Origin of the sequence: Stenotrophomonas sp. TWI809 (genome assembly GCF_039673205.1) — a bacterium.
In the GTDB taxonomy this organism is placed as follows: domain Bacteria; phylum Pseudomonadota; class Gammaproteobacteria; order Xanthomonadales; family Xanthomonadaceae; genus Stenotrophomonas.
Genome location: NZ_JBDJLE010000005.1, coordinates 38,823 through 61,240 on the forward strand (window position 1 = coordinate 38,823; position 22,418 = coordinate 61,240).

Here is a 22,418-nt window from a genome sequence, read left to right on the forward strand (position 1 = left end):
TCGCGCCACCGGCAGGGAGAGGAATAGGACCTAGCATTATACCAGCCTGGCGCCCCGCCGCCCGGGCGGTGGTCCCGGGGGTCAGGGTCTGAGCAGGAAGGTCACCGGACCATCGTTGACCAGGCTGACAACCATATGGGCACCAAACTGGCCGGTTTCCACCCCCGGGGCGTGTTTTTGTCTGCAGATCTCGACCAGTCGGTTGAATCCGCGTTCAGCCTCCGCCGGCGGCGCGGCGGTACTGAAGCCCGGCCGCATCCCGCTGGATGTGTCGGCCGCCAGGGTGAATTGGCTGACCAGCAGCAATCCGCCGCCGGTATCACGCAGCGACCGGTTCATTTTTCCGGCCTCATCGCCAAACACACGGTAACCAAGCAGGCGATCGGCCATCCGCCCGATCTGGGCCTCGGTGTCACCCGGCTCCATGCCCACCAGGGCCAGCAGACCGTGCCCGATCTGGCCGATCACGGCCCCCTCGACACGGACGCTGGCCTCGCTGACGCGCTGGATCAGAACAAGCATGGGCAGGGCTCCGCAACTGAAGGCGGACTACCTTAACGCGCCCGCGCGCCGACAGGCTGGCCGCCAGCGGCTAGACTTTGCAGTGATGAAACCGCACACCACTGCCCGCCTGGCCTACCGCGCCGCTGCCCTGTTCACCCGCCTGCCCTGGTCCTGGCTGCGTGCCTTCGCCTCCCTGCTGGCCTGGCTGTGGATACGTCTCAATGCCCGTGAGAGCCGCGTCACCCGTCGCAACCTCGAGCTGGCCTACCCCGAGATGGGCGAGGCCGAGCGCACCGTGCTCCACCGCGAGGTGCTGCGCTCGACCGCGCTGCAGGCCATCGAGACCCTGCGCCTGTGGACCCAGCCACGTGATCGCAACCTGGCCCGCCTGACCGAGCGCCACGGCGAGGCGCTGTACGACGCAGCCCTGGCCGCCGGCAAGGGCGTGATCGTGGCGGCCCCGCATTACGGCAACTGGGAGCTGCTCAACCAGTGGCTGGCCTCGCGCGGGCCGATCGCGATCGTCTACAAGGCGCCGGATGAGGAAGTGGGCGATGCCTTCCTGCAGCTGGTCCGCGGCGGCGACAACGTGCAGCAGGTGCGCGCCGAAGGCCCGGCCGTGCGCCAGTTGTTCAAGGTGCTCAAGGACGGCGGCGCCACCGGCATCCTGCCCGACCAGCAGCCCAAGGCCGGCGACGGCGTGTTCGCGCCGTTCTTCGGGGTGGAGGCGCTGACCATGACCCTGGTCAACCGGCTGGCCGAGCGCACCGGCGCGACCGTGCTGTACGGCTGGTGCGAGCGGATCGGCCCGGGCATGGAGTTCGCCCTGCATATTGAAGCCACCTCGCCTGCCGTGGCCGATCCCGACCCGCGCACCGCGGCCACCGCCCTCAATGCCGGCATCGAGCGCATTGCCCGGCGCGATCCGGCGCAGTATCAGTGGACCTACAAGCGCTATACGCTGCGCCCACCGCAGAGCGGCGAGGACGATCCCTATGCCACCGAGGACCATCCGCACTGACTGCGACGCAGCGTCGCGCCCTTGGTGCGATTGAATCGCCGCGATCCGTCCCCACTGTGGAAACCACGATGTCCCCCACGGCCCCTGACATGTCCCCTGCTTCTTCCCTGTTCGGCGACCCGGCCGCGATCCGCTGCGAGCGCGCGGTGGCCGAACTGCGTGCCGGCCGCCCGGTGGTGATCGACGATGGCCACGGCCAGCGCCTGGCGTTCATCGCACTGGACAGCAGCACCCGCACCAGCTTCAGCGCCTTTGCGGCGGCCGCGGAAGATCGCCACTACCTGTTCCTCACCGCCACCCGCGCCCGCGTGCTCGGGGTAAGTGCCGAACGTGGCGCGCGCGTGCCGCTGGCCGGCATCGACTTCGATGCCCTGCCCTCGCTCAGCTACCTGCGCGACCCGGGTGCGATGCCGCCGGGCTGGACCGGTGGCGAAGCGCTGGACGATGGCGCGGTGGAGATCGCCCGCCTCGGCCTGTTGTTGCCGGCGATGGTCGGCGTGCTGCTGACCGCCGATGACCGCCGCTTCGACGACTGCGCGCAGGTCTCGCTGTGCGACCTGAGCCAGGGGGCCGAACAGGCCGCGCATGCGTATGAACTGGTGGCCCGCTCGCCGGTGCCGCTGCGCGAGGTCGGGATGACCGAATTCGCGGTGTTCCGCGGCGGCGTGGCCCAGCGTGACCAGGTCGCGATCATCGTGGGCACCCCGGATCTGTCCGCCGTGGTGCCGGTGCGCGTGCATTCCTCCTGCCTGACCGGCGATCTGTTCGGCTCGCTCAAGTGCGACTGCGGCGACCAGCTGCGGCGCGGCCTGCGCAAGCTCAAAGAGCTTGGCGGCGGCGTGCTGCTGTACCTGGACCAGGAAGGCCGTGGTACCGGCATCGCCGCGAAGATGCGCGCCTACGGGTACCAGCACGACGGCCTGGACACGATCGACGCCGATGCCCAGCTCGGCTTCGGTGCCGATGAGCGCCGCTACGGCAGTGCCGTGGCGATGCTGCAGGGCCTGGGCGTGAGCCGCGTGCAGCTGCTCAGCAACAACCCGACCAAGGCCCAGCGCCTGCGCAATGCCGGCATCGACGTCGTCGACTGCGTGCCGGTCACCGGCGACATCACCGCCGAGAACGAGCAGTACCTGCGCACCAAGGCCGAACGCGCTGGCCATCTGCTCGATGTCGACGCGCTGATCCAGGCCGCGCAATAGCCCACGGCAACCTGCTACCGTCTGCGCCACGGGCGGTTGCACCTGTATGCATGCGCCCGGCCCGTTCCCCAGCCGAGCGCCTTGCCTTGTCCGATCTCCTCGACACTCCCGTGCCGCCGCCCCTGCCGCCGTTGCCGCCTGCCCCCGACTGGCAGGCGATGCCGCTGCGTTCGGCCTCGCTGGCCGCGTTCGGTGGTGCGATCGCTGGCGCACTGATGCTCGGCGGCGTGCTCGGCACGCTCTGGGTGGTCTTTGATCTGCCGGGCCGCTGGTGGGGTGCGGCCGGCATGGTCGTACTCGGCGCGTTGATCGGTGCGGCCCTCGCGTTCCGCCGCCAGCGCCGCACGTATTGGCGGCTGGATGCCCAAGGCCTCGGCCTGCGCCGCGACCTGCTCTGGCAGAACGAAACCCGTGTACCGACCTCGCGCGTGCAGCACCTGGATCTGCGCCGTGGGCCGATCGAACGCAGCGCCGGGTTGAGCACGCTGGTCGTGCATACCGCCGGCAGCCGCTTCAGTGCGGTCACGCTCAGTGGGCTGGACAGCGCCGATGCCGAGCGCCTGCGCGACACCCTGGCGCACCAGCTGGACCAGGACGACGACGCGCTGTGAGTACCCCGCCGCCGCTTGATGCCGCGCCGGAGCAGCGGCTGCATCCCTGGTCGTGGCTGTTCGTGCTGCTGATGCAGTTGCGCCAGGGCTTGGTACCACTGATCGCGCTGGTGGTGTTCGGCCAGCGTGGCGACCGCGATGAGCTGTGGCTGTCACTCGGCCCGGTGATCGCCGTGGTGGCGCTGGTCGCGTACTCGGTGCTGCAGTACCTCACCTATCGCTATCGGATCGGCGCATCGGCCATCACCGTGCGCAGCGGGGTGTTCGCGCGCAATCGGCGCGAGATTCCCTTCGCCCGCATCCACAACGTGGTCGTCCACCAGAACCCGTTGCACCGCTTGTTCGGCGTGGCCGAGCTGAAGCTGGAATCGGCCGGTGGCCATCGCCCCGAAGCGGAAATGCGGGTGCTCAAACTCGATCAGGCGCTCGCACTGGAGCGCCTGGTACGCCAGCGAGGCCAGGCAGTGCCGGCCACTGCCGAGGGCGAAGCCGCTGCGGCCGAACCGGCCGAGGATGTGCTGCTCGCCTTGAGCCCGGGCGAGGTGGTCCGTATCGGCCTGCTCTCCAACCGCGGCTGGGTCGTGGTAGTGGCAGTGCTGGGCGCGATGGTGCAGTTGTTCCCGCGTGGCAGCGTTTCCGATGTGATCGAAGCCGGCGGCCGCCAGGCCTTCGGGTATGCCAGCCACCTGCATCCCGGAATGTGGCTGTGGACCATGGCCGCGGTGGTCGCCGTGGTGGGCTTCTGGGTGATGCTGCGGGTGTTGTCGGTGGGACTCGCGCTGCTGCGCTATTACGGCTTCCGGCTCAGTGAGCACGAGCGCCGGCTGACCGTGGCCAGTGGGCTTCTAACCCGCATGCGCACCAGCGTGGCGCGGCGCCGGATCCAGGCGTGGACATTGCGCGAGAGCGCGCTGCAGCGCTGGTTCCAGCGCCGGCAACTGCGTATCGATATTGCTGCAGGCAACCCCGGCGAAGGCGAGCGCCGCGACCTGCGTGAGCTGGCGCCGCTGGCGACGCCGGCCGTCTGCGATGGGCTGGTCCAGCATCTGCTGCCACACCTGCAGTGGCCGCCGGCGCGCTGGCAGCCGGTGCAGAGGCGCGGCTGGTGGCGGCTGTGCCTGGGCGCGCTGTGCCTGGTTCCGCTGCTGACGGCGGCGGCGATCTGGTACGGCGGGCCGTGGGGGGCGCTGGTGCTGCTATGGCTGCCGTGGTCGGCGTTCCGCGCGTACCGGCAGATGGCGCGCATCGGCTATCACCTGGATGACGACTACGTCGCCGTGCGCGGTGGCTGGTGGCAGCGCTGGTGGCGCTTTGCCGAACTGGACAAGCTGCAGGCGCTGCGCCTGACCCGCTCGCCGCTGGACCGCCGGCTGGGCACCGCCAGCGTATGGCTGGATACCGCGGGTGCAGGCATGGGCACGCCGCTGGTGCTGCAGTACCTGCCGGAAGCGGAGGCGCGTGCGGTGTACGAGCAGTTGGGCCGTGCGTTGGCGAAGCGTCGCCTGCGCTGGTAGGAGCGCATCCACGCATGGCGTGGATCTACCTGGTGACGCTACCGCTTCGCTGGCCCCCAGTACCCGAGATCCTTGCGGATCTGCAGGCCACGCGTCCACGCACCGAACGGTTTGCGCTTGAGCGCGCCGAGTTCACCGGACAGGAAATCCTCGGTGGCAGCGATCACCCGCTCGGAGGAATACCCATCGCGGAACGGATGGATGGTGTCCGCGTACCGGCGGATCTCGGCCATCAGGGCGGGCGCTGGATCCAACGCCTGGGCCAGCATCGCCGGCAGCTGGGTGGCGTCGTCGAAATCGATCATGTGCGGCTGCGGGACCCGGTTGCGGAAGGTCACCACCGGTTTGTGCTGCACGATGAACTCCGAGACGATCGAGGAGGTATCCGAGACCAGCACATCGGCGGCGCGCTGCGCGGCCATCACCTGTTCCGGCTCGATGAAGCGCGCATGTGCACCGGCCAGCGCGCGGAAGCGCTCAAACAGCTCCGGGGCGCACTTGGGGTGCAGGGTCAGCAGCCAGTAGTGCTCGCCGCGGCCGATATCGGCCGCGATCTGCTCGTACAGATGCGGCGCGGCGCTCAGCCGCTCGGTGAAGGTCGAGCCGAACAGGATCACCGGGCGGCCCTGTGCCGGCACGCGCAATCCGGCACTCAAGCCACCGTCATCGCGGAACAGCGGATCGAGCTTGGGCCAGCCGGTCTCGGCCACGGCGAAGTGGCCCTCGCGCGCGGCCAGCTCGCGGAACGGGGTGGTCGTGGCCGGGCCCTGGGTGCAGTACAGATCGAACAGACCGCGCACCCGGAAGTGGCCGCGGGCACTGTCGCGCTTCTGCACGTTGAAGCCGTGGAAGACCTGCACCTTGGCCCCGGCGATGAACGGCGGCACCCAGTTGGCGGCGCTGAACACCGCGCGCGGGCGCAGTGTCAGCGCCTCGTTCAGGGCCACATTGGGCACGCCGGGCAGCGAGGCCCCGGCGGCGCCATCGGCGAACCAGGCCGATACCGATTGACCGGATGCGTGCAACGCCTGCGCCAGAGGGGCGAGAATGGGCAGCGCATAACGCTCCGTCGCAAACAGCAGGTACTCGGCCATCATGTCCTCCTCGACCGCTCCCACTGAACGGCCTCGCATTTCGGCCTGCATTATCGCGTTCAATGAAGCCGACCGCATCGGCGATTGCCTGGCCTCGCTGGCCTTCTGCGACGAGATCGTCGTCGTGGACTCGCAATCCACCGATGCCACCGTGGCGATCGCGACGGCCGCCGGGGCGCGGGTGCTGCAACGCCGGTTCGATGGCTTCCGCAGCCAGAAGGCGTTCTGCGTCGAGCAGGCCGCGCATGACTGGGTGCTGTGCCTAGACGCCGACGAGCGCATCAGCGACACCCTGCGCGAGGCGATCCTGTCCGCCCAGGCCAACGGCTTCGCCGGCCACCATGGCTACCGGTTCGCACGGCTCTCCGCGTACTTCGGCAAGTTCCTGAAGCATGGCAATGCCTACCCGGACCGGGTCCTGCGCCTGTTCGACCGCCGCCATGGCGGCTGGCGCGGCAAGCGTGAGATCCATGAGGCGGCCAGCGTCGATGGTGCGGTGGGTACCCTGCGCGGCGACCTGATCCATTACCCCTATCGCTCGCTGGAGCAGCAGCTGCTCAAGACCCAGCGCTACGCGCGGATGATGGCCGAGCACGAGTTCGCGCGCGGCAAGCGCGCCACCCTGCCCAAACTGATCCTGGCGCCGGCGTGGCGGTTCTGGCGCGGGCTGCTGCTGCGTGGCGGCTTCCGCGATGGCTGGCACGGCCTGGTCTACGCCTACGTACGCGCCAATTACGTGCGCCAGAAGACCATCATGCTGTGGATGCTGCAGAACGGGCAGCCGGTCACCGACCCGCCGCGGGATCAGCCCGGCGCCTGAGTCCCGGCCGACGCCAGCGCCAGGCGCCGCGTGTACCCCTGGACGATCGACAGCCCGGCCAGCAGGCCGACGATGGTGACGTAGAAGCTGGCCGTGATCTGATGCGCGAACATCGACTGGGTGATCCCGCACAGCACATAGGTCACCACCACCATGATCCCGGCGGCCGCCGGACCACGGAAGGTCTGCTCGCCGCTGCGCCGGTGCAGGCCGGTGAACACCCATAGCGGCACGCCGTAGATGGCCAGCAGCAACAGCAGGCCCGGCGCGCCCTGGGTCGCGGCCCACTCGGCCAGATCGTTGTGCGCGTGGCCCAGATGGCAACGCTGCTCACTCGGATCATCCCGGCACACCGGCAGGCGCTGCATGGCGCTGTCGAAATGGCCGATCCCCACGCCGGTCAGCGGGTGATCGAGGAAGGTTTCATAGGCCACCTGCAGCCGCTCCACGCGCGCGCCGGCGGAGGAGTCGCTGTCACCGCGCTCCATCCGCACCACGTCGTGCTTGAGCTCGGTCAGGCGGACCTGCTCGCGCAGGCTCGGGATGGTGAGGGTCAAGGTGCCGGCGATCGCCACCAGCGCCAACAGCACGCCCAGGCGCGCGCGGCCGGTGCGCCAGCGCAGGCTCATCGCCATCACCACCAGCAGTGCCAACAGCGCCAGCCAGACGCCGCGGCTGCCGCTGAGCACGATGGTCACGCAACCGGCGACCATGCCCACGATCACCCAGGTCCAGCGCTGGTGCGGCCGGCAGAACACCAGCAGCACCATCAGCACCAGCACGATGTCGGCCAGCACGATTGCGTTGGTGCTCAGATCAGCGCGTGGCGCGCCGCCGGCCACCTGCAGGATCGACAGCACCATGGTGCCGAGCAGGCCGGCCAGCGCCCCGCCCCACAGCCAGCGGATGTCCGGCCGCAGTGCACACACCCACAGGGCGATCCACGGGATCACCACGAACCGCGAGCGGTTGTCGATGTCGCGCAGGCCCTGCTCGAACAGATAGATCGAGAGCAGCGCAAAGGCAATCGCGGCCACCACCAGCCAGGTCAGGGCCTTCACCGGCTGCCCGGCCAGGCCACGCGCGCGCCACAGGTAATCCGGCGCCAGCAGCGTGCTCAGCAGCAACAGGATGCCGTAGGGCAACAGGTTCTGGGGCAGGGTCAGCACCAGCGCGGGCATGCAGAACAGGCCCACGGTGGCGATCCAATGGGCCACACCGGCACGCCCCTGCAGCGGCGGCAGGGAAACGGGCGTGGCCGGCTCGCATGCAGCGGAGAACGTCATTGCCAACCTCGATTGCCACACGCAGGCATGCACGCCCGTGATTGCACTGGACGCGACCGGCGCCCACGGACCTGCGGTATCCGCCCGAGGAGGCGGCCAGCATTACAGAATTCACTCATCGCCGTCGATCCGGTGCAGCGCGCGTTCGCGCGCCTGTTCTTCGGCACTGGCCACACACGGGCCGTGGATGTCGCCCGGCCTTACCAACCACCAACGGCGACGGTTGGCGACCCCGGCCAGTTCGGCGCTGGTGCGGTCCACGCAGGCCAGCAGCGCGTCCTCCTGGACCAGCAGCCAACGCTGCTGCGGCTGTGCGGCCTGCCAGGCGACTCCGTCGGCGAGTTGCCGGTCCCAACGCCGGTTGAACCCGAAGGTGGCGGCCTCACGGTCGGCCATCAGCAGGTTCTGTTCTTTCCAGGCGACCAGACCCAGTTCGGCCTCCGGGCCGATGCGTTGACCGACCTGCAGCATCAGGCCGCGGGCGGAACTGGAGTCATTGAACAGCGGGTAGCCGATCAGCCCGAACGCTACCCAGGCCATGGTCAGCGTCGCCACCACGGCCAGATGGAAGCGGCGCACGCCGGCGATGCACAGGGTGAGCACCGCCCAGCAGCCCAACGCGACCGCGACCCAGCCCAGGCCGGAGGTCACCGCGGTGTCGATGCCGCGATCCAGAATCAGTTTGCGCTCGAAGCCCGGCTGCCCCAGCAGCATCGAGATGCCGATGCCGAGCAGGCCGGCAGCCAGCAGCGCCACGAAGCCGCCCAGCAGCCACTGGAAGATGCGCTTGCGCAGCAGCCCCGGCAGCAGCGGTGCCAACGCCAGGCAGAACATGGGCAGCGCCGGCAGGATGTAGACGTCACGCTTGCCGTTGGGGATCGAGAAGAACAGCACGATCAACAACCACCACACCAGCGGCAGCAGGTAGCGCGCATCGCGGCGCTGCAGGCGTCGGCGCCAGGCGGGGATGGCCCAGGGAATCGCCAGGAAGGCCGGGATCCACATCGACGGCATCGTGCCCAGGAAATACCACCATGGCTGATGATGATCCCAGGATTGCGCGTAGCGCTTGGCGGTCTGCCGGAACAGGATGTCGTCCAGATAGGCGCGGTACTCGGCCGACCCACTGCCCAGTGCGGTCACCACCATCGGCACCAGCCACAGCGCGATCGCCAGCACGAAGGCCAGCGGCCCGACCCAGAACCGCCAGTCGCGGACATGCAGCTTGACCCGCGGCCAGCCCAGCACGGAGGCCACGGCGGCCGGCACGATCATCAGCAATGCGATGACGCCCACGCCCTTGGTGATTACCCCCAGCCCGGCGGCGAACCAGCCCAGCCACCACCAGCGCCACGCAGGGCCACTGAGCAGATGCCGGAGCAGGCCGTAGTTGGCCAGGGTGATGAAGACCACCACCAGCGGATCGATCTGGGCTTTCTTGGACTGGAAGGTGAAGTGCAGCGCGAACAGCAGCGCCCAGGCGGCGTACAGCCCTACCCGCCGCGTCCACAGGCGACGGCCCAGGTCATAGACGCAGGCCAGTGTGCCCAGCGCGGCCAGCAGCGAGGGCAGCAGGAAGGCCACCCGCCAGTCGCCGATCAGCGAGTACAGCGCGGCCTGCGACCACATCAGCATCGGCGGCTTGTCCGAGTACAACTCGGTGCCCCGATGCGGGAACAGCCAGTCCCCGCTCTCCACCATCTGCTTGGCGACCAGCGCGAACCGGGGCTCGTCGGAGGGCCACGGATCACGCATGCCCAGGCCGGCCCCCAGAACGAGCAGGGCCATCAGGGCAAGCAGCCAGAAATCTCGGGATGCGCGGTTTTTAAGCATGGGGCGGGATTCTAGCCGGGTTCGGTTCAACCCTTCTTTAGCAGACGCGCATAGAAGAAGCCGTCAGCACCGTCCTCACCGGGCAGGCGCTGGCGCCCGGCCCAGGAATCGTGGCCATACGCCTCTCCCAGCGGCAGGAAGCCCGCATCCCGGGTGCGCTGCAGGAAGGCTTCGACCTGGAACTGGTTTTCATCGCGCAGGATCGAGCATGTCGCATACAGCAGGGTTCCGCCCGGGGTAAGCATCGTCCAGCAGGCATCCAGCAGGCGCGCCTGCAAGGCCATCAGCGCCTCGATGTCGGTCGCGCGGCGATGCGCCAGCACATCCGGCTGGCGGCGGATGATGCCGGTGGCCGAACAGGGCGCATCCAGCAGGATGGTGTCGAACAGCTGCCCGTCCCACCAGCTGGCCGGATCGGTTGCATCGCCCGCCAGCACCTTCGCGTTCTGGCCCACGCCGGTGCGTGCGAACGTTTCGCTGATGCGCTTGAGCCGGCGCGCATCGATGTCCAACGCCAGCAGTTGCAGGGTCGGATCGCGCTCCAGCAGATGGGCAGCCTTGCCGCCCGGCGCGGCGCAGGCATCGAGCACCCGCGAACCCGGGCGCGGCGCCAGCGCATCGGCCACCTGCTGGGCAGACAGATCCTGCACCGACAGCGCGCCATCGGCGAACCCGGGCAGCGCGGAGACCGCGACCGGCACCGGCAGGCGGATCGCATCGGCACCCACGCGCGATGCTTCAGCCTCGATACCGGCTGCCGCCAACTGCTGCAGCATCGCCTCACGAGTGCTGTGCTGGCGGTTGACCCGCAGCCACAGCGGCGCGGCCTGCAGGCTCGCGGTGAACACCGCGTCGGCCTCGTCCGGCCAATCCTGTTCGATCTTCTCGGCCATCCACAGCGGGAAGGCATCGCGCGCCGGCAGCGGCGGAATGCCTTCGCGCTGGGCGCGGCGCAGCAGCGCATTGACCATGCCGGCCTGGCGATCACGGCCCATCGCACGCGCAGCGTCGACCGTGGCCGAGAGCGCGGCGTGCGCCGGCAGCTCCAGTGCGTCCAGCTGGGCGAAGCCGACCAGCAGCAGCGCGCGCAGTTCGTCTTCGCGCACGCCCAGCGGCCGCGGCATCCATTGCGCCAGTGCGGCGTCATACGCGGCACGGCGACGCAGCACGGCAAAGCACAGCGCCTCCAGCAGCGCGCGGTCGCGGCTGTCGTCCAGGGTCGGCAAGGCGGTGGCCAGTTCGGCCTTGAGCGAACGGCCGCGGCCGATCACCTGGGCCAGCACGCGCGCGGCCAGCACGCGGGTGGGCACGCCGGGGGCGGTATGGGCGGTGTAGGGGCCTGCAGGCTTGCCGGAACGCGCGTTAGTCATGTCAGGCACCCATGCCGAGATCGCGACGGGCATTGAGGTAGTCGGCGGCGGTGATCGCCTTGCCGCCCTCACGCTGCAGCACACGCAGGCGCAGCGCACCCTGGCCACAGGCGATGTCGATGCCGTCGCGCGAGGCGGCCAGCAGCGTGCCCGGGGCCTTGCCCTGGTTGTCATCCAGCGCGATCGCGCCATGGATGCGGACGCGTTCGCCGGCCAGCATCGCCTCGGCGATCGGCCACGGATTGAACGCACGTACGGTGCGTGCCAGCGCGTGGGCGTCCTGCGCCCAGTCCAGACGGGCTTCGGCCTTGTCCAGCTTGTGCGCATAGGTCACGCCGGCCTCGGGCTGCGGCTGCGCGATCGGCTTGATGCCGGCCCGCAGCAGGCCCAGGCCATCGGACAGCACCTGCTCACCCAAGGCGGCCAAACGATCGTGCAGCTGACCGCCGGTGTCGTTGGCGCCGATCGCGATGTGCTGCTTGAGCAGCACCGGGCCGGTATCCAGCCCGGCGTCCATCTGCATCAGGCAGACACCGGTTTCGGTATCGCCGGCCTGGATCGCACGCTGGATCGGCGCGGCACCGCGCCAACGCGGCAGCAGCGAGGCGTGCACGTTCCAGCAGCCGTGGGTTGGAATGGTCAGCACCGCCTTGGGCAGGATCAGCCCATAGGCCACCACCACCATCAGGTCCGGCGCCAGGTCGCGCAGCTGCTGCTGGGCTTCGGGGGTCTTGAGGCTCTCCGGCTGGAACACCGGGATGCCACGTGCGATCGCTTCCAGCTTGACCGTCGACGGGGCCAGGCCACGGCCACGGCCAGCGGGGCGATCGGGCTGCGTGTACACCGCGACCACTTCATGGTGGCGGGCTGCGGCACGCAGCGAGGACACGGCGAACGCCGGCGTACCGGCAAAGACAATCTTCATGGCGACCCCACTAACAGAACGTAAAACGGCGCCGATGTGCGGCGCCGCGCGACAGGACACGTCGCGCGGTCATCCCGCGCGGCGGTCGCTGCAATCACCTCAGGCAACGTGCTTGCGCTGCTTGGCCAGCTTCTTGCGCACCATCTCGCGCTTGAGCGGCGAGAGGTAATCAATGAACAGCTTGCCGTCCAGGTGGTCCATCTCGTGCTGCACGCAGACAGCGAGCACGCCGTCGGTGGTCAGTTCCTGGGCCACGCCGTGGCGATCCAGGTAACGCACGGTGATCTGGTTGGCGCGGGTGACGTCGGCAAAGATGCCCGGCACCGACAGGCAGCCTTCCTGATAGACCTGGCCGCCTTCGTTGGCGACGATCTCAGGATTGATGAACACCATCGGGGTGTCCTTCTCTTCACTGACGTCGATCACCATGAAGCGCTTGTGCACGTCCACCTGGCTGGCGGCCAGGCCGATGCCCGGAGCGTCGTACATGGTGTGGAACATGTCATCGATCAGGGTCTGGAACGCCGGCGTGGTCACGTCGGCAGCATCGATCAACGCAGCCTTGGTACGCAGGCGCGGATCGGGAAATTCGAGAATGGGCAGGAGGGCCATGGCAAATACCGGTAGGGGGCGCCGGTCGAAGCGGCGTACAGCGAGATTCTATCGCCAACGCTTGCCCCGCGCCCCGGTTTCTGGACTATAGTGCGCGAACCTGTTGGGGAATCAGGCACCACATCTATGTTTGAACGAACTCGTACGGTCGTCGCCGTGGCGATGCTGACCGTCGCTACCTATGCTACCGCCGTGGAAATGAATGGCGGGCACCCGGATACCTATGTCGTGCGCAAAGGGGACACGCTATGGGACATCTCGGCGCGTTTCCTGCAGAAGCCCTGGCTGTGGCCGGAGATCTGGCAGGCCAACCCGCAGGTCAAGAATCCGCACCTGATCTACCCGGGTGACGTGCTCAGCCTGGCCTATCTGGACCGCGTCGTGGCCCAGCCCGGCCCGCGCCAGGAGGCCCCGATCAACGGCGTCCCGCTGGAGCAGGTCGAGCCCTTCCTGAAGCAGCTGAGCGTGGTCGACGAGGTCAAGTCGCTGCCCTACGTGGTCAATCTGGAAGAAAACCGCCTGCGCGCCACCACCGGCCAGACTGCCTATGTGCGCGGCCTGGAGAACGCCCAGGTCGGCCAGCGCTACGCGGTGGTCCGCCCGACGGTGCAGTACGCCCTGCCCAAGCCGACCGAAGACCTCAATGCCCGCGGCGATACCACGCCCGGCAGCGGCAACCTCTGGAAGACGTTCATCGTGCCGAGCAAGCGGCACCAGACGCTGGGCTACGAACTGGCCCAGATCAACGTCGGCACGGTGAGCCGGGTACAGAGCGGCAGTGTCGAGGTGACCTCGCTGGTGCTGCAGGGCCAGGTGGACGGCCGTGAAGTCCGCGCCGGTGACCGCCTGGTTCCGGTCGAGGCCCGCCCGTACGACCTGCAGTTCGTGCCGCATGTGCCCGCGCCGCAGGCCGTCGATCTGGACGTGCGCGTGCTGGCCGTCGCCGACACCTTCACCTCCGGCGGCCCGCGCGATGTGATCGCGATCTCCGCCGGCAGTGCCAACGGGGTCGACAACGGCACCGTGTTCTCGCTGTGGCGCCAGGGCCGCCATGTGGCCCACCGCATGGATTACCCGAACTCGTCGCGGATGGACGATTCGCTGACCAGCGGTGCCGGCCGGGTCACCCTGCCGGACGAGTACGCCGCCCATGCGATGGTCTTCCGCACGTTCGAGAACGTCAGCTACGCGCTGGTGATGGAAGGCGTGAAGCCGGTCAGGGTCGGCTATTCGGCACTGCATCCGGATAAGCAGTAAGCGCGGCGGAGTCCTACCCTGCGATCCGACGGCGCCCTAGGGCGCCGTCGTCATTTCCGGGCCAGGGTATCGGGATGCCCATTCCCTGCCTTGCCGCCTCCACCGCCCTGCTCACCCTGGTCCTGGCCGGGGGCGCGCTGCCGCCTCGCCTGCGCCTGCTGCGCCAGTTCTCCGATGCGGCGGCCGCCCTGCGGGCCGGCCCGACCGCCTGGCGGGCCGCCGGCTGTACTCCAGCGCAACGCGCCCGGCTCGCGTTGCCGGACGAACGCTACCTGGCACAGGCCCTGGCATGGCTGGCCGAGGAGCACCATCACCTGCTCGGCGTGACCGATCCGGACTACCCGGCGCTGCTCAACCAGATCGAGGAACCGCCCGTGGCGTTGTTCGTGGACGGTGACCCGGCGCGGCTCTGGCACCCGGCGGTGGCGGTGGTCGGCAGCCGCTCGCCCACTGCCGGCGGCCGCGAGCACGCGCATGCCTTCGCCACCGCGCTGGCCGGCGAGGGCTGGTCGGTCATCAGCGGGCTGGCGGCCGGGGTCGATGCCCACGCCCATGACGGCGCATTGCAGGTGACCGGGGGCATGACCGTGGCCGTGGTCGCCACCGGCCTGGACCAGACCTATCCGCCCCGGCATGCCGCGCTGCATGAACGGATTGCCGCCACCGGCGCGGTGGTCAGCGAGTACGCCCCAGGCATGCCGGCAACCCAGGCGCACTTCCCCGCACGCAACCGGATCATCGCCGGGCTCAGCCTGGGCACCCTGGTGATCGAGGCCGCCGAGCGCTCCGGCGCCCTGATCACCGCGCGCTGCGCGGCCGAGGCGGGCCGCGAGGTGTTCGCCCTGCCCGGCTCGATCCGCAATCCCCGCGCCCGCGGCTGCCATCGGCTGATCCGGCAGGGCGCAGCGCTGGTGGAGACGCCGGCCGAGGTGACCGCCGGGTTGGCCGCGCTCGCCCAGACCCTGGCCGGGGCCTTGCGAACCCGCTTGGACGCCCCCACTGAACAGGCACGACCGGCGCCCGAGCGCGCCCCTTCCTACACCGACCCGGACTACCAGTGCTTGTGGAAAGCCCTGGATCATGACCCAACGGGTATGGATTCATTGATCCAGCGCAGCGGATTGACGGCGGCCCAGCTGTCGGCCATGCTGCTGGTCATGGAACTGGATGGAAAGGTAATGGCCGCCTATGGTCGCTACTGTCGAAAACCCTAGTTTCTTCACCTCCACAGCGTCGTTGACGCAGGCCGAGGGGCAATGAAAGAGAGCATTCTGGATGTCCTGCTGTACCTGTTCGAACACTATTTCAGCGAAGACGCGGACCTCATCCGCGACCGCGACTCCCTCCAGAACGGCCTGATCCAGGCCGGCTTCAGCCCCACCGAGATCAACAAAGCCTTTGACTGGCTGGACGCGCTCGCCGAGCAGCGCCCGGCCGTGGTGCTGGGCCGCGTCAATGGCCCGGTGCGCATTTTCCATGGGCCCGAGCTGGACAAGCTCGACGTGGAAGGCCGTGGCTTTTTGATGTTCCTGGAGCAGCACGGCATCCTCGATGCCAGCCAGCGTGAGCTGGTGCTCGACCGTGCGATGGCGCTGGACCAGGACGAACTGGACCTGGACGACCTCAAGTGGGTCGTGCTGATGGTGCTGTTCAACCAGCCCGGGGCCGAGGCCGCGTACGCCTGGATGGAAACCCAGATGTTCGTGGACGAGCCGGAACCGCTTCACTGACCTTACACTGAGCGCCTTGCGCATTCAGGAGCGGGCCGGTGGAGCAGTGGTTCTTTGCAGAAGGAAACAGTCAGCAGCGCGGTCCGCTGCCTGCTGACGAGTTGATCGCGCTCTACCATTCCAGCCGCATCGCACTGGATACGCTGGTCTGGCGCGACGGCATGGTCCAGTGGCAGCCGCTGGAAACCGTGGCGGCCGAGATCGGCCTGGACATCGCCCCCGCCGTCGAGGTGGTGGCAGAGCCGGTTCCCGGCCCCGCCGTGCCACCGGCGCTGCCCGCCGCGCCCGGCGTTCCCGTCACCCCCGTGTCCCCCGCCAACCCCGCCGCCGTTCCCCCACCCCGCAAGGGATTGAGCGGGTGCGCGATCGTGGGCATCGTTGCGGCCGTGATCGTGGTGCTGGTGCTGATCGTCGGCGCGGTCCTCGCCTCGTTTGCGCTGCCCGCCTATCGGGACTATGTGGCGCGGGCCAAAACCAGTGAAGCACTGGTGACGCTGGCCCCGGTCAAGCTCGCGGTGGCCGGGTTCCACAGCGCACATGGCCGCTGCCCGGTCAACGATGACGAGGGCTTCCAGCCGGCCGAAGCCTACGCCGACGGCGCGATCAACGCCGTGCGGATCGGCCGCTTCAACAATGGCCACTGCGGCGTGGAAGCCGAGCTCACCGTGCCCGGCAATGCCGCGCTGGACGGCAAGCTGTTGTGGCTGGACTACAACGGTGCCGGGCAGTGGGAATGCAGCGGCGAGCCCGACGATACCTACCTGCCGCTGGAATGCCGCGGCTGATAACGGACACATGTCCATGGATGCACCCAACAGGGGATTGAAGCAATGACTGAGTGGTATTTCGCCGATGGCCAGGAACGTCAGGGGCCGCTGAGCGCAGAGGAGATGCGCCAGCGCTTCCAGCGCGGTGACATCACCCTGGCCACGCTGGTGTGGCGCGAAGGGTTCGCGCAGTGGGCGCCACTGTCCGAGGCCGTCGATGAGCTGCAGCTGCAGCATCTCGCCGCGGCCGCCAGCAATCTCGGCAGCGGCATCGACCTGCGCGGGGATTACACCGCCATCGACAATGGCACCGCGCCACTGCCGGGCACCGGTGGCGGCACCTACTCGCCGTACACCGCGCCTGCCGCGGCCACCGGCTACGCCAACACGGCCGTGGTCCATGGCCAGGACGTGGTCTATGCCGGTTTCTGGAAGCGCTACGCCGCCTACTTCATCGATTACATCCTGCTCACCGTGGTCACCCTGCCGCTGAGCATGATCATCAACGTGATGGGCGCCGGCTCGGGCAACGAAGGCGTACAGGTCGCGCTGACGCTGGTGGTGATGCTGCTCAGCATGGTGATCAGCATTGGCTACTACGCCGGCTTCCACGCCTCGCGCGGTGGCGCCACGCTGGGCAAGATGGCCGTCGGCATCAAGGTCGTGCGCGGCAATGGCGAGCGGATCAGCTTCCTGCGGGCCTTCTGCCGCTACCTGGCAACCATCGTCAGCAGCCTGATCCTGATGATCGGCTTCATCATGGCCGCCTTCACCGAGCGCAAGCAGGCATTGCACGACATGATGTGCGACACCCTGGTGGTGGACAAGTGGGCCTTCACCGAGCACCCCGAGCTGCAGCAGCGCGGCCTGGGCACGGTCACCATCGTGATCCTGGTGATCGCCGCACTGGCCGTGGTCGCCCTGTTCGGCGTGATGATCGCGATGATCGGCGTGATCGCCTCGATGTCCTGATCCGAGCCATCCTCACACCGGGCCGCTTGACATGAGCGGGCCCGGCGTGATTCCACTAATAGGCAGAAAGCTGAACGCCCGGCCCACCCCCGGGCGTTCGGTTTATGTATATCGCCCGCGCCGCTTCACTAATGCGGCCATTTGCTCCACCCTAGCGGCCCTCCCCGGGGCCCTGCCCATAGAATCCTGACGCCATGCCCAAGCACCTGCTCATCGTCGAATCGCCCGCCAAGGCCAAGACGATCAACAAATACCTCGGCAAGGACTTCACTGTCCTGGCCTCGTATGGGCATGTGCGTGACCTGGTGCCCAAGGAAGGCGCGGTCGACCCCGACAACAACTTCGCGATGCGGTACGACCTCATCGAGAAGAACGAAAAGCACGTCGATGCCATCGTCAAGGCCGCCAAGGGCGCCGACGACATCTTCCTGGCGACCGATCCGGATCGCGAGGGTGAAGCGATCAGCTGGCACATCGCCGAGATCCTGAAGGAGCGCGGGCTGGTCAAGGACAAGCCGATGCAGCGCGTGGTCTTCACCGAGATCACCCCGCGCGCCATCAAGGAAGCGATGGGCCACCCGCGCGAAATCGCCGGTGACCTGGTCGATGCCCAGCAGGCGCGCCGCGCGCTGGATTACCTGGTCGGCTTCAACCTGTCCCCGGTGCTGTGGCGCAAGGTGCAGCGCGGCCTGTCCGCCGGCCGTGTGCAGAGCCCGGCACTGCGCATGATCGTCGAGCGCGAAGAAGAGATCGAAGCCTTCATCGCCCGCGAGTACTGGAGCATCGATGCGCTGTGCGCGCATCCCTCGCAGCACTTCAATGCGCGCCTGATCAAGCTGGACGGGCAGAAGTTCGAACAGTTCACCGTGACCGACGGCGATACCGCCGAGGCCGCGCGCCTGCGCATCCAGCAGGCCGCCCAGGGCGCCCTGCACGTCACCGACGTGGTCAGCAAGGAGCGCAAGCGCCGCCCGGCGCCGCCGTTCACCACCTCCACGCTGCAGCAGGAAGCCTCGCGCAAGCTCGGTTTCACCACGCGCAAGACCATGCAGGTCGCGCAGAAGCTGTATGAAGGCATGGCGATCGGTGAGGAAGAAGGCACTGTCGGCCTGATCTCGTACATGCGTACCGACTCGGTGAACCTCTCGCAGGACGCGCTGGCCGAAATCCGCGATGTGATCGCACGCGATTACGGCATCGGCTCGCTGCCGGACCAGCCCAACACCTACCAGACCAAATCCAAGAACGCCCAGGAAGCGCACGAAGCCGTGCGTCCGACCTCGGCGCTGCGCACCCCGGCCCAGGTGGCGCGCTTCCTCACCGATGACGAGCGCAAGCTGTACGAGCTGATCTGGAAGCGCGCCGTCGCCTGCCAGATGATCCCGGCCACGCTCAACACCGTCAGCGTGGACCTGTCGGCCGGCAGCGAGCATGTGTTCCGCGCCAGCGGCACCACCGTGGTCGTGCCCGGCTTCCTGGCCGTGTACGAGGAAGGCAAGGACAACAAGAGTGCCGACGACGACGATGAAGGCCGCAAGCTGCCGGCGATGAAGCCCGGCGACCGCGTGCCGCTCGATCGCATCCTGGCCGAACAGCACTTCACCCAGCCGCCGCCGCGCTTCACCGAAGCGGCGCTGGTCAAGGCGCTCGAGGAGTACGGCATCGGCCGCCCCTCGACCTATGCCTCGATCATCCAGACCCTGCTGTTCCGCAAGTACGTGGAGATGGAGGGCCGCAGCTTCCGCCCGTCCGACGTCGGCCGCGCGGTCTCCAAGTTCCTGTCCAGCCACTTCACCCAGTACGTGGATTACGACTTCACCGCCAAGCTCGAAGACGAGCTCGATGCGGTGTCGCGTGGCGAGGAGGACTGGATCCCGCTGATGGCGCGCTTCTGGGAACCGTTCCACAAGCTGGTCGGCGAAAAGAACGAATCGGTCGATCGCGCCGAGGCCAGTGGCGCGCGCGAGCTCGGCACCGACCCCAAGACCGGCAAGCCGGTCAGCGTGCGGCTGGGCCGCTTCGGGCCGTACGCGGCGATCGGCAGCACCGCCGAGGACGCCGAGGACAAGCCCAAGTTCGCCTCGCTGCGCCCCGGCCAGTCGATGCACACCATCTCCCTGGAAGACGCGCTGGAGCTGTTCCTGATGCCGCGTGCGCTCGGCCAGGACAAGGACGAGGACGTCAGCGTCGGCATCGGCCGGTTCGGTCCGTTCGCCAAGCGTGGCAGCACCTATGCCTCGCTGAAGAAAGAAGACGACCCGTACACCATCGACCTGGCCCGCGCCGTGTTCCTGATCGAAGAGAAGGAAGAGATCGCGCGCAACCGGATCATCAAGGAATTCGACGGCAGCGAGATCCAGGTCCTCAATGGTCGCTTCGGCCCGTACATCAGCGACGGCAAGATGAACGGCAAGATCCCGAAGGATCGCGAGCCCGCCTCGCTGACCTTGGCCGAAGTGCAGACGCTGATGGAAGAAACCGGCAAGCCGGTGCGCAAGGGCTTCGGCAAGAAGGCCGCCAAGAAGGTGGTGGCCAAGAAGGCACCGGCCAAGAAAGCCGCCGCTGGCGAAGCGACCAAGAAGACCGCCACCAAGAAGGCTGCGGTGAAGAAGGTTGCCAAGAAGGCCACGGCGAAGAAGGCCACCAAGAAGGTGGCCAAGAAAGCCGTGAAGAAGGCCGTCAAAAAGGCCTCCTGACCGCCCTGGTTGACCCCTCCCGCCACGGCGGGAGGATAATGCGGGCCATGCACCCGGGTCGCCTGTAATGAACGAACTCACTGTGGACACTGCCCTGCCTGCGCTGCGCGCCGGCGGGGTGATCGCCTATCCCACCGAAGCGGTCTGGGGGCTGGGCTGCGATCCCGCGCACGAAGCGGCGGTGATGAAGCTGCTGCAGCTCAAGCAGCGCCCGGTCGAGAAGGGGATGATCCTGGTTGCCGCCGATCCGGCCCAACTGGATGGCTGGGTGCGGATGGATGCCCTGCCGCTGGATCGCCAAGGCGCGGTCCTGGCCAGCTGGCCCGGTGCCAACACCTGGATCCTGCCCGCTGGCGAACGTGCGCCGCGCTGGATCACCGGCGAACACAGCGGCATCGCGGTGCGCATCAGCGCGCACCCCCTGGTCGCCGCGCTGTGCCGCGCCTGGGGCGGCCCACTGGTCTCCACCAGTGCCAATCTCGCCGGCGAGCCGCCAGCACGCACACGCGCCGAACTGGACCCGCGCCTGCTGGCGTTGCTGGATGGCCTGATCGATGGGCAGACCGGTGGCCTGGCGCAGCCCACGCCGATCCGCGATGCGCTCAGCGGCCAGGTATTGCGCAGCTGAGCCGCCTTTTGCGCGCGGGCGGGCAAAGCCGCACACTGGCCGCATGACCCTGCGCCCTGCTCTGTGGTTGTCCCTGCTCACGTTGCTGAGCCCTGCCGTGCCCGCCGCCGCGCAGAGCGACAACGTGCGCGTCTACCGCTGCGTGGGCAGCAACGGCGCCGTCTCGCTGCAGGACGTGCCATGCCGCGAGGGCCGGCAGGAAGTCCGCGACCTGCAGCGCCCACGCGACCCGGCCCCGCAGGTAGTGCGCAGCGACCGCGCGCCCGACCCGATGCCTGCCCCGCGCGCACCCGAGCGCGAGGTGCGCTACGTGCACGTGCAGCCGCCGCAGCCGATGTACGAGTGCACCACCAGCGAGGGCGACAGCTACGTCAGCGACAGCAACGAGGGCAATCCACGCTGGGTGCCGATCTGGACCGAGGCCTATCTGCCGTATCCACCTGGCCCGAGGCCGCCGTCGGGTGGCTATCGGCCGTCGCGTCCGCTGCCACCGATCGCACCGATGGGCAGCGGTTCGGTGAGCAGCAGTGGCGGTGCGGTCTCGGTGACCGGCACCGGCTCGCGGGTGGGCGGCAGCATCAGCATCGGCGGCGGCAGCTCGCACTGGCAGGGCGGTGGGTATCCGCATCCGGGGTTGGGCAACAGCGTGGTGGTACCGGCCGGCAACGTGCTGGTGCGCGACGAATGCCATGCGCTGCCCGCACAGGAAGTCTGCGCGCGGCTGAAAGACCGGCGCTGGGCGCTGATCCGCCGCTACAACAGTGCGCTGCAGAGCGAACGCGACGCGCTGACCCGCGAGCAGCGCGGGATCGATGCGCGCCTGGACCAGGACTGCGGGGGGGCATGACACGCTGCCTGCTGCTTCTGTTGCTTGTGAGCCTGCCCGCTGCGGCGGACGAGGCGGTGTTCTTCCGCTGCACCGATGCGGGCGGCCAGTTGACCATCCAGAGCGTCGCCTGCCCCGCTGGCAGCGAGCAGCGCATCCAGCGGATCAGCGCGCCGGTGCGTGGCCCGGCAGCCGTGGAGAATGCGCCGGCTGCGCCCACCCCTGACTACCGCATGCCGCCGTTGCCGCAGGACGGCGACGAAGACAGCGGCCTGCTCGACAGCGCAGCGCTGCGCCCGGCAGCCGCGGCGGAGGAGCCCGACGACGCCCGCCCACCCAAACCGCCGCTGCCGGAGATCTACCAGTGCGTTTCTGCCGATGGCGGCCGCTACCTGCACGAGCGCGAGCCGGCCCCGTCACGCTGCGAATCGCTGGCCCTTACCGGCCTGGGGGGCAGCCATGCGCCGAGCAATGCAGCCAGCTGCGAAGTGGTGCGCGATGCCTGCGAGCCGGTAGCGGAGCAACAGCGCTGCAGCAGCTGGCAGCAGCGCTTGCGCGATGCGCGCGGGCGCGAGCGCTTCGCTGCGCCGGAGAACCAGGCCGCGGCGACCGCCGAACGTACGCGGCTGGAAGCCGTGTTGGCCGAGAGCGATTGCCCCGTGCCATGACCGGGTTTAACCCCGCGTCGTGACTGGATTCACCGTGCGTCATGACCGCGTTCTGCCGCGCACCCTGTGACCGGCAGTGCCG

The 22,418-nt window shown here is 68.6% G+C and carries 21 protein-coding genes; 14 read left to right on the forward strand and 7 right to left on the reverse strand.

Annotated features, from left to right (window positions below):
- Positions 1–81 precede the first annotated feature (81 nt).
- Positions 82–522 (reverse strand): D-aminoacyl-tRNA deacylase, encoded by a 441-nt coding sequence (dtd, locus tag ABE472_RS05530; protein WP_313219505.1) that lies wholly within the window; start codon positions 520–522, stop codon positions 82–84.
- A gap of 85 nt (positions 523–607) precedes the next feature.
- Here dtd and ABE472_RS05535 point away from each other — a divergent pair, with 85 nt between their 5' ends.
- From ABE472_RS05535 to ABE472_RS05550, 4 genes are all read left to right on the forward strand, one after another.
- Positions 608–1,525 carry a lauroyl acyltransferase gene (locus ABE472_RS05535; protein WP_313219504.1) on the forward strand — a complete coding sequence of 306 codons (918 nt, stop codon included), beginning with the start codon at positions 608–610 and terminating at the stop codon, positions 1,523–1,525.
- A 68-nt stretch (positions 1,526–1,593) separates the two neighbouring features.
- Entirely contained in the window at positions 1,594–2,727 is a 1,134-nt protein-coding gene (gene ribA, locus ABE472_RS05540) for a GTP cyclohydrolase II RibA (protein WP_313209062.1), read from the forward strand.
- A gap of 158 nt (positions 2,728–2,885) precedes the next feature.
- Complete coding sequence (locus ABE472_RS05545; protein ID WP_313209113.1) at positions 2,886–3,338, forward strand: PH domain-containing protein; 453 nt, start codon at positions 2,886–2,888, stop codon at positions 3,336–3,338.
- On the forward strand, positions 3,335–4,852 hold the full coding sequence (locus ABE472_RS05550; RefSeq protein WP_346465833.1) for a PH domain-containing protein: 1,518 nt from the start codon (positions 3,335–3,337) through the stop codon (positions 4,850–4,852). The genes ABE472_RS05545 and ABE472_RS05550 overlap by 4 nt, the downstream gene beginning before the upstream one ends.
- Before the next feature lie 38 nt (positions 4,853–4,890).
- Here the strand turns inward: ABE472_RS05550 and ABE472_RS05555 are convergent, their stop codons facing one another.
- Positions 4,891–5,949, reverse strand: a complete 1,059-nt coding sequence (locus ABE472_RS05555; protein WP_346465903.1) for a CDP-glycerol glycerophosphotransferase family protein — start codon at positions 5,947–5,949, stop codon at positions 4,891–4,893.
- On the opposite strand from ABE472_RS05555, the gene ABE472_RS05560 reads away from it, so the two are divergent.
- Positions 5,948–6,766 (forward strand): glycosyltransferase family 2 protein, encoded by an 819-nt coding sequence (locus ABE472_RS05560; RefSeq protein WP_313209060.1) that lies wholly within the window; start codon positions 5,948–5,950, stop codon positions 6,764–6,766. The two genes, ABE472_RS05555 and ABE472_RS05560, sit on opposite strands and share 2 nt — an antisense overlap.
- Here the strand turns inward: ABE472_RS05560 and ABE472_RS05565 are convergent.
- From ABE472_RS05565 to def, 5 genes are all read right to left on the reverse strand, one after another.
- Complete coding sequence (locus ABE472_RS05565) at positions 6,751–8,052, reverse strand: O-antigen ligase (RefSeq protein WP_346465835.1); 1,302 nt, start codon at positions 8,050–8,052, stop codon at positions 6,751–6,753. The genes ABE472_RS05560 and ABE472_RS05565 overlap by 16 nt on opposite strands.
- 111 nt (positions 8,053–8,163) lie before the next feature.
- The gene (locus ABE472_RS05570; RefSeq protein ID WP_346465837.1) at positions 8,164–9,885 is read right to left on the reverse strand and encodes a glycosyltransferase family 39 protein; all 1,722 of its coding nucleotides are present in this window, start codon (positions 9,883–9,885) and stop codon (positions 8,164–8,166) included.
- 26 nt (positions 9,886–9,911) lie between these two features.
- Positions 9,912–11,255, reverse strand: a complete 1,344-nt coding sequence (rsmB, locus tag ABE472_RS05575; RefSeq protein WP_313209057.1) for a 16S rRNA (cytosine(967)-C(5))-methyltransferase RsmB — start codon at positions 11,253–11,255, stop codon at positions 9,912–9,914.
- 1 nt (position 11,256) lies between these two features.
- A complete protein-coding gene (gene fmt / locus ABE472_RS05580) occupies positions 11,257–12,180 on the reverse strand; it encodes a methionyl-tRNA formyltransferase (protein WP_346465839.1) in 924 nt (307 codons plus the stop codon).
- A gap of 99 nt (positions 12,181–12,279) precedes the next feature.
- A complete protein-coding gene (gene def / locus ABE472_RS05585) occupies positions 12,280–12,792 on the reverse strand; it encodes a peptide deformylase (RefSeq protein ID WP_121040274.1) in 513 nt (170 codons plus the stop codon).
- 126 nt (positions 12,793–12,918) lie between these two features.
- Here def and ABE472_RS05590 point away from each other — a divergent pair, with 126 nt between their 5' ends.
- The 9 genes from ABE472_RS05590 (at position 12,919) to ABE472_RS05630 (ending at position 22,336) form a co-directional block, all read left to right on the forward strand.
- Complete coding sequence (locus ABE472_RS05590) at positions 12,919–14,049, forward strand: LysM peptidoglycan-binding domain-containing protein (RefSeq protein WP_313209054.1); 1,131 nt, start codon at positions 12,919–12,921, stop codon at positions 14,047–14,049.
- Positions 14,050–14,123: 74 nt separating this feature from the next.
- Positions 14,124–15,263 (forward strand): DNA-processing protein DprA, encoded by a 1,140-nt coding sequence (dprA, locus tag ABE472_RS05595; RefSeq protein WP_346462934.1) that lies wholly within the window; start codon positions 14,124–14,126, stop codon positions 15,261–15,263.
- A 42-nt stretch (positions 15,264–15,305) separates the two neighbouring features.
- On the forward strand, positions 15,306–15,779 hold the full coding sequence (locus tag ABE472_RS05600; protein ID WP_088433666.1) for a DUF494 family protein: 474 nt from the start codon (positions 15,306–15,308) through the stop codon (positions 15,777–15,779).
- 38 nt (positions 15,780–15,817) lie between these two features.
- Positions 15,818–16,564: a pilin gene (locus ABE472_RS05605; protein ID WP_346465842.1), complete on the forward strand. Its 747-nt coding sequence runs from the start codon at positions 15,818–15,820 to the stop codon at positions 16,562–16,564.
- A gap of 45 nt (positions 16,565–16,609) precedes the next feature.
- The gene (locus ABE472_RS05610) at positions 16,610–17,518 is read left to right on the forward strand and encodes an RDD family protein (protein WP_313209051.1); all 909 of its coding nucleotides are present in this window, start codon (positions 16,610–16,612) and stop codon (positions 17,516–17,518) included.
- A gap of 194 nt (positions 17,519–17,712) precedes the next feature.
- Positions 17,713–20,214: a DNA topoisomerase I gene (locus ABE472_RS05615; RefSeq protein WP_346465843.1), complete on the forward strand. Its 2,502-nt coding sequence runs from the start codon at positions 17,713–17,715 to the stop codon at positions 20,212–20,214.
- Between the two features lie 67 nt (positions 20,215–20,281).
- Entirely contained in the window at positions 20,282–20,842 is a 561-nt protein-coding gene (locus ABE472_RS05620; RefSeq protein ID WP_346462937.1) for a Sua5/YciO/YrdC/YwlC family protein, read from the forward strand.
- A 43-nt stretch (positions 20,843–20,885) separates the two neighbouring features.
- Positions 20,886–21,689: a DUF4124 domain-containing protein gene (locus ABE472_RS05625; RefSeq protein WP_346465844.1), complete on the forward strand. Its 804-nt coding sequence runs from the start codon at positions 20,886–20,888 to the stop codon at positions 21,687–21,689.
- Positions 21,686–22,336 (forward strand): DUF4124 domain-containing protein, encoded by a 651-nt coding sequence (locus ABE472_RS05630; protein WP_313209047.1) that lies wholly within the window; start codon positions 21,686–21,688, stop codon positions 22,334–22,336. Before ABE472_RS05625 ends, ABE472_RS05630 begins: the two co-directional genes overlap by 4 nt.
- The last annotated feature ends 82 nt before the right edge of the window (positions 22,337–22,418 follow it).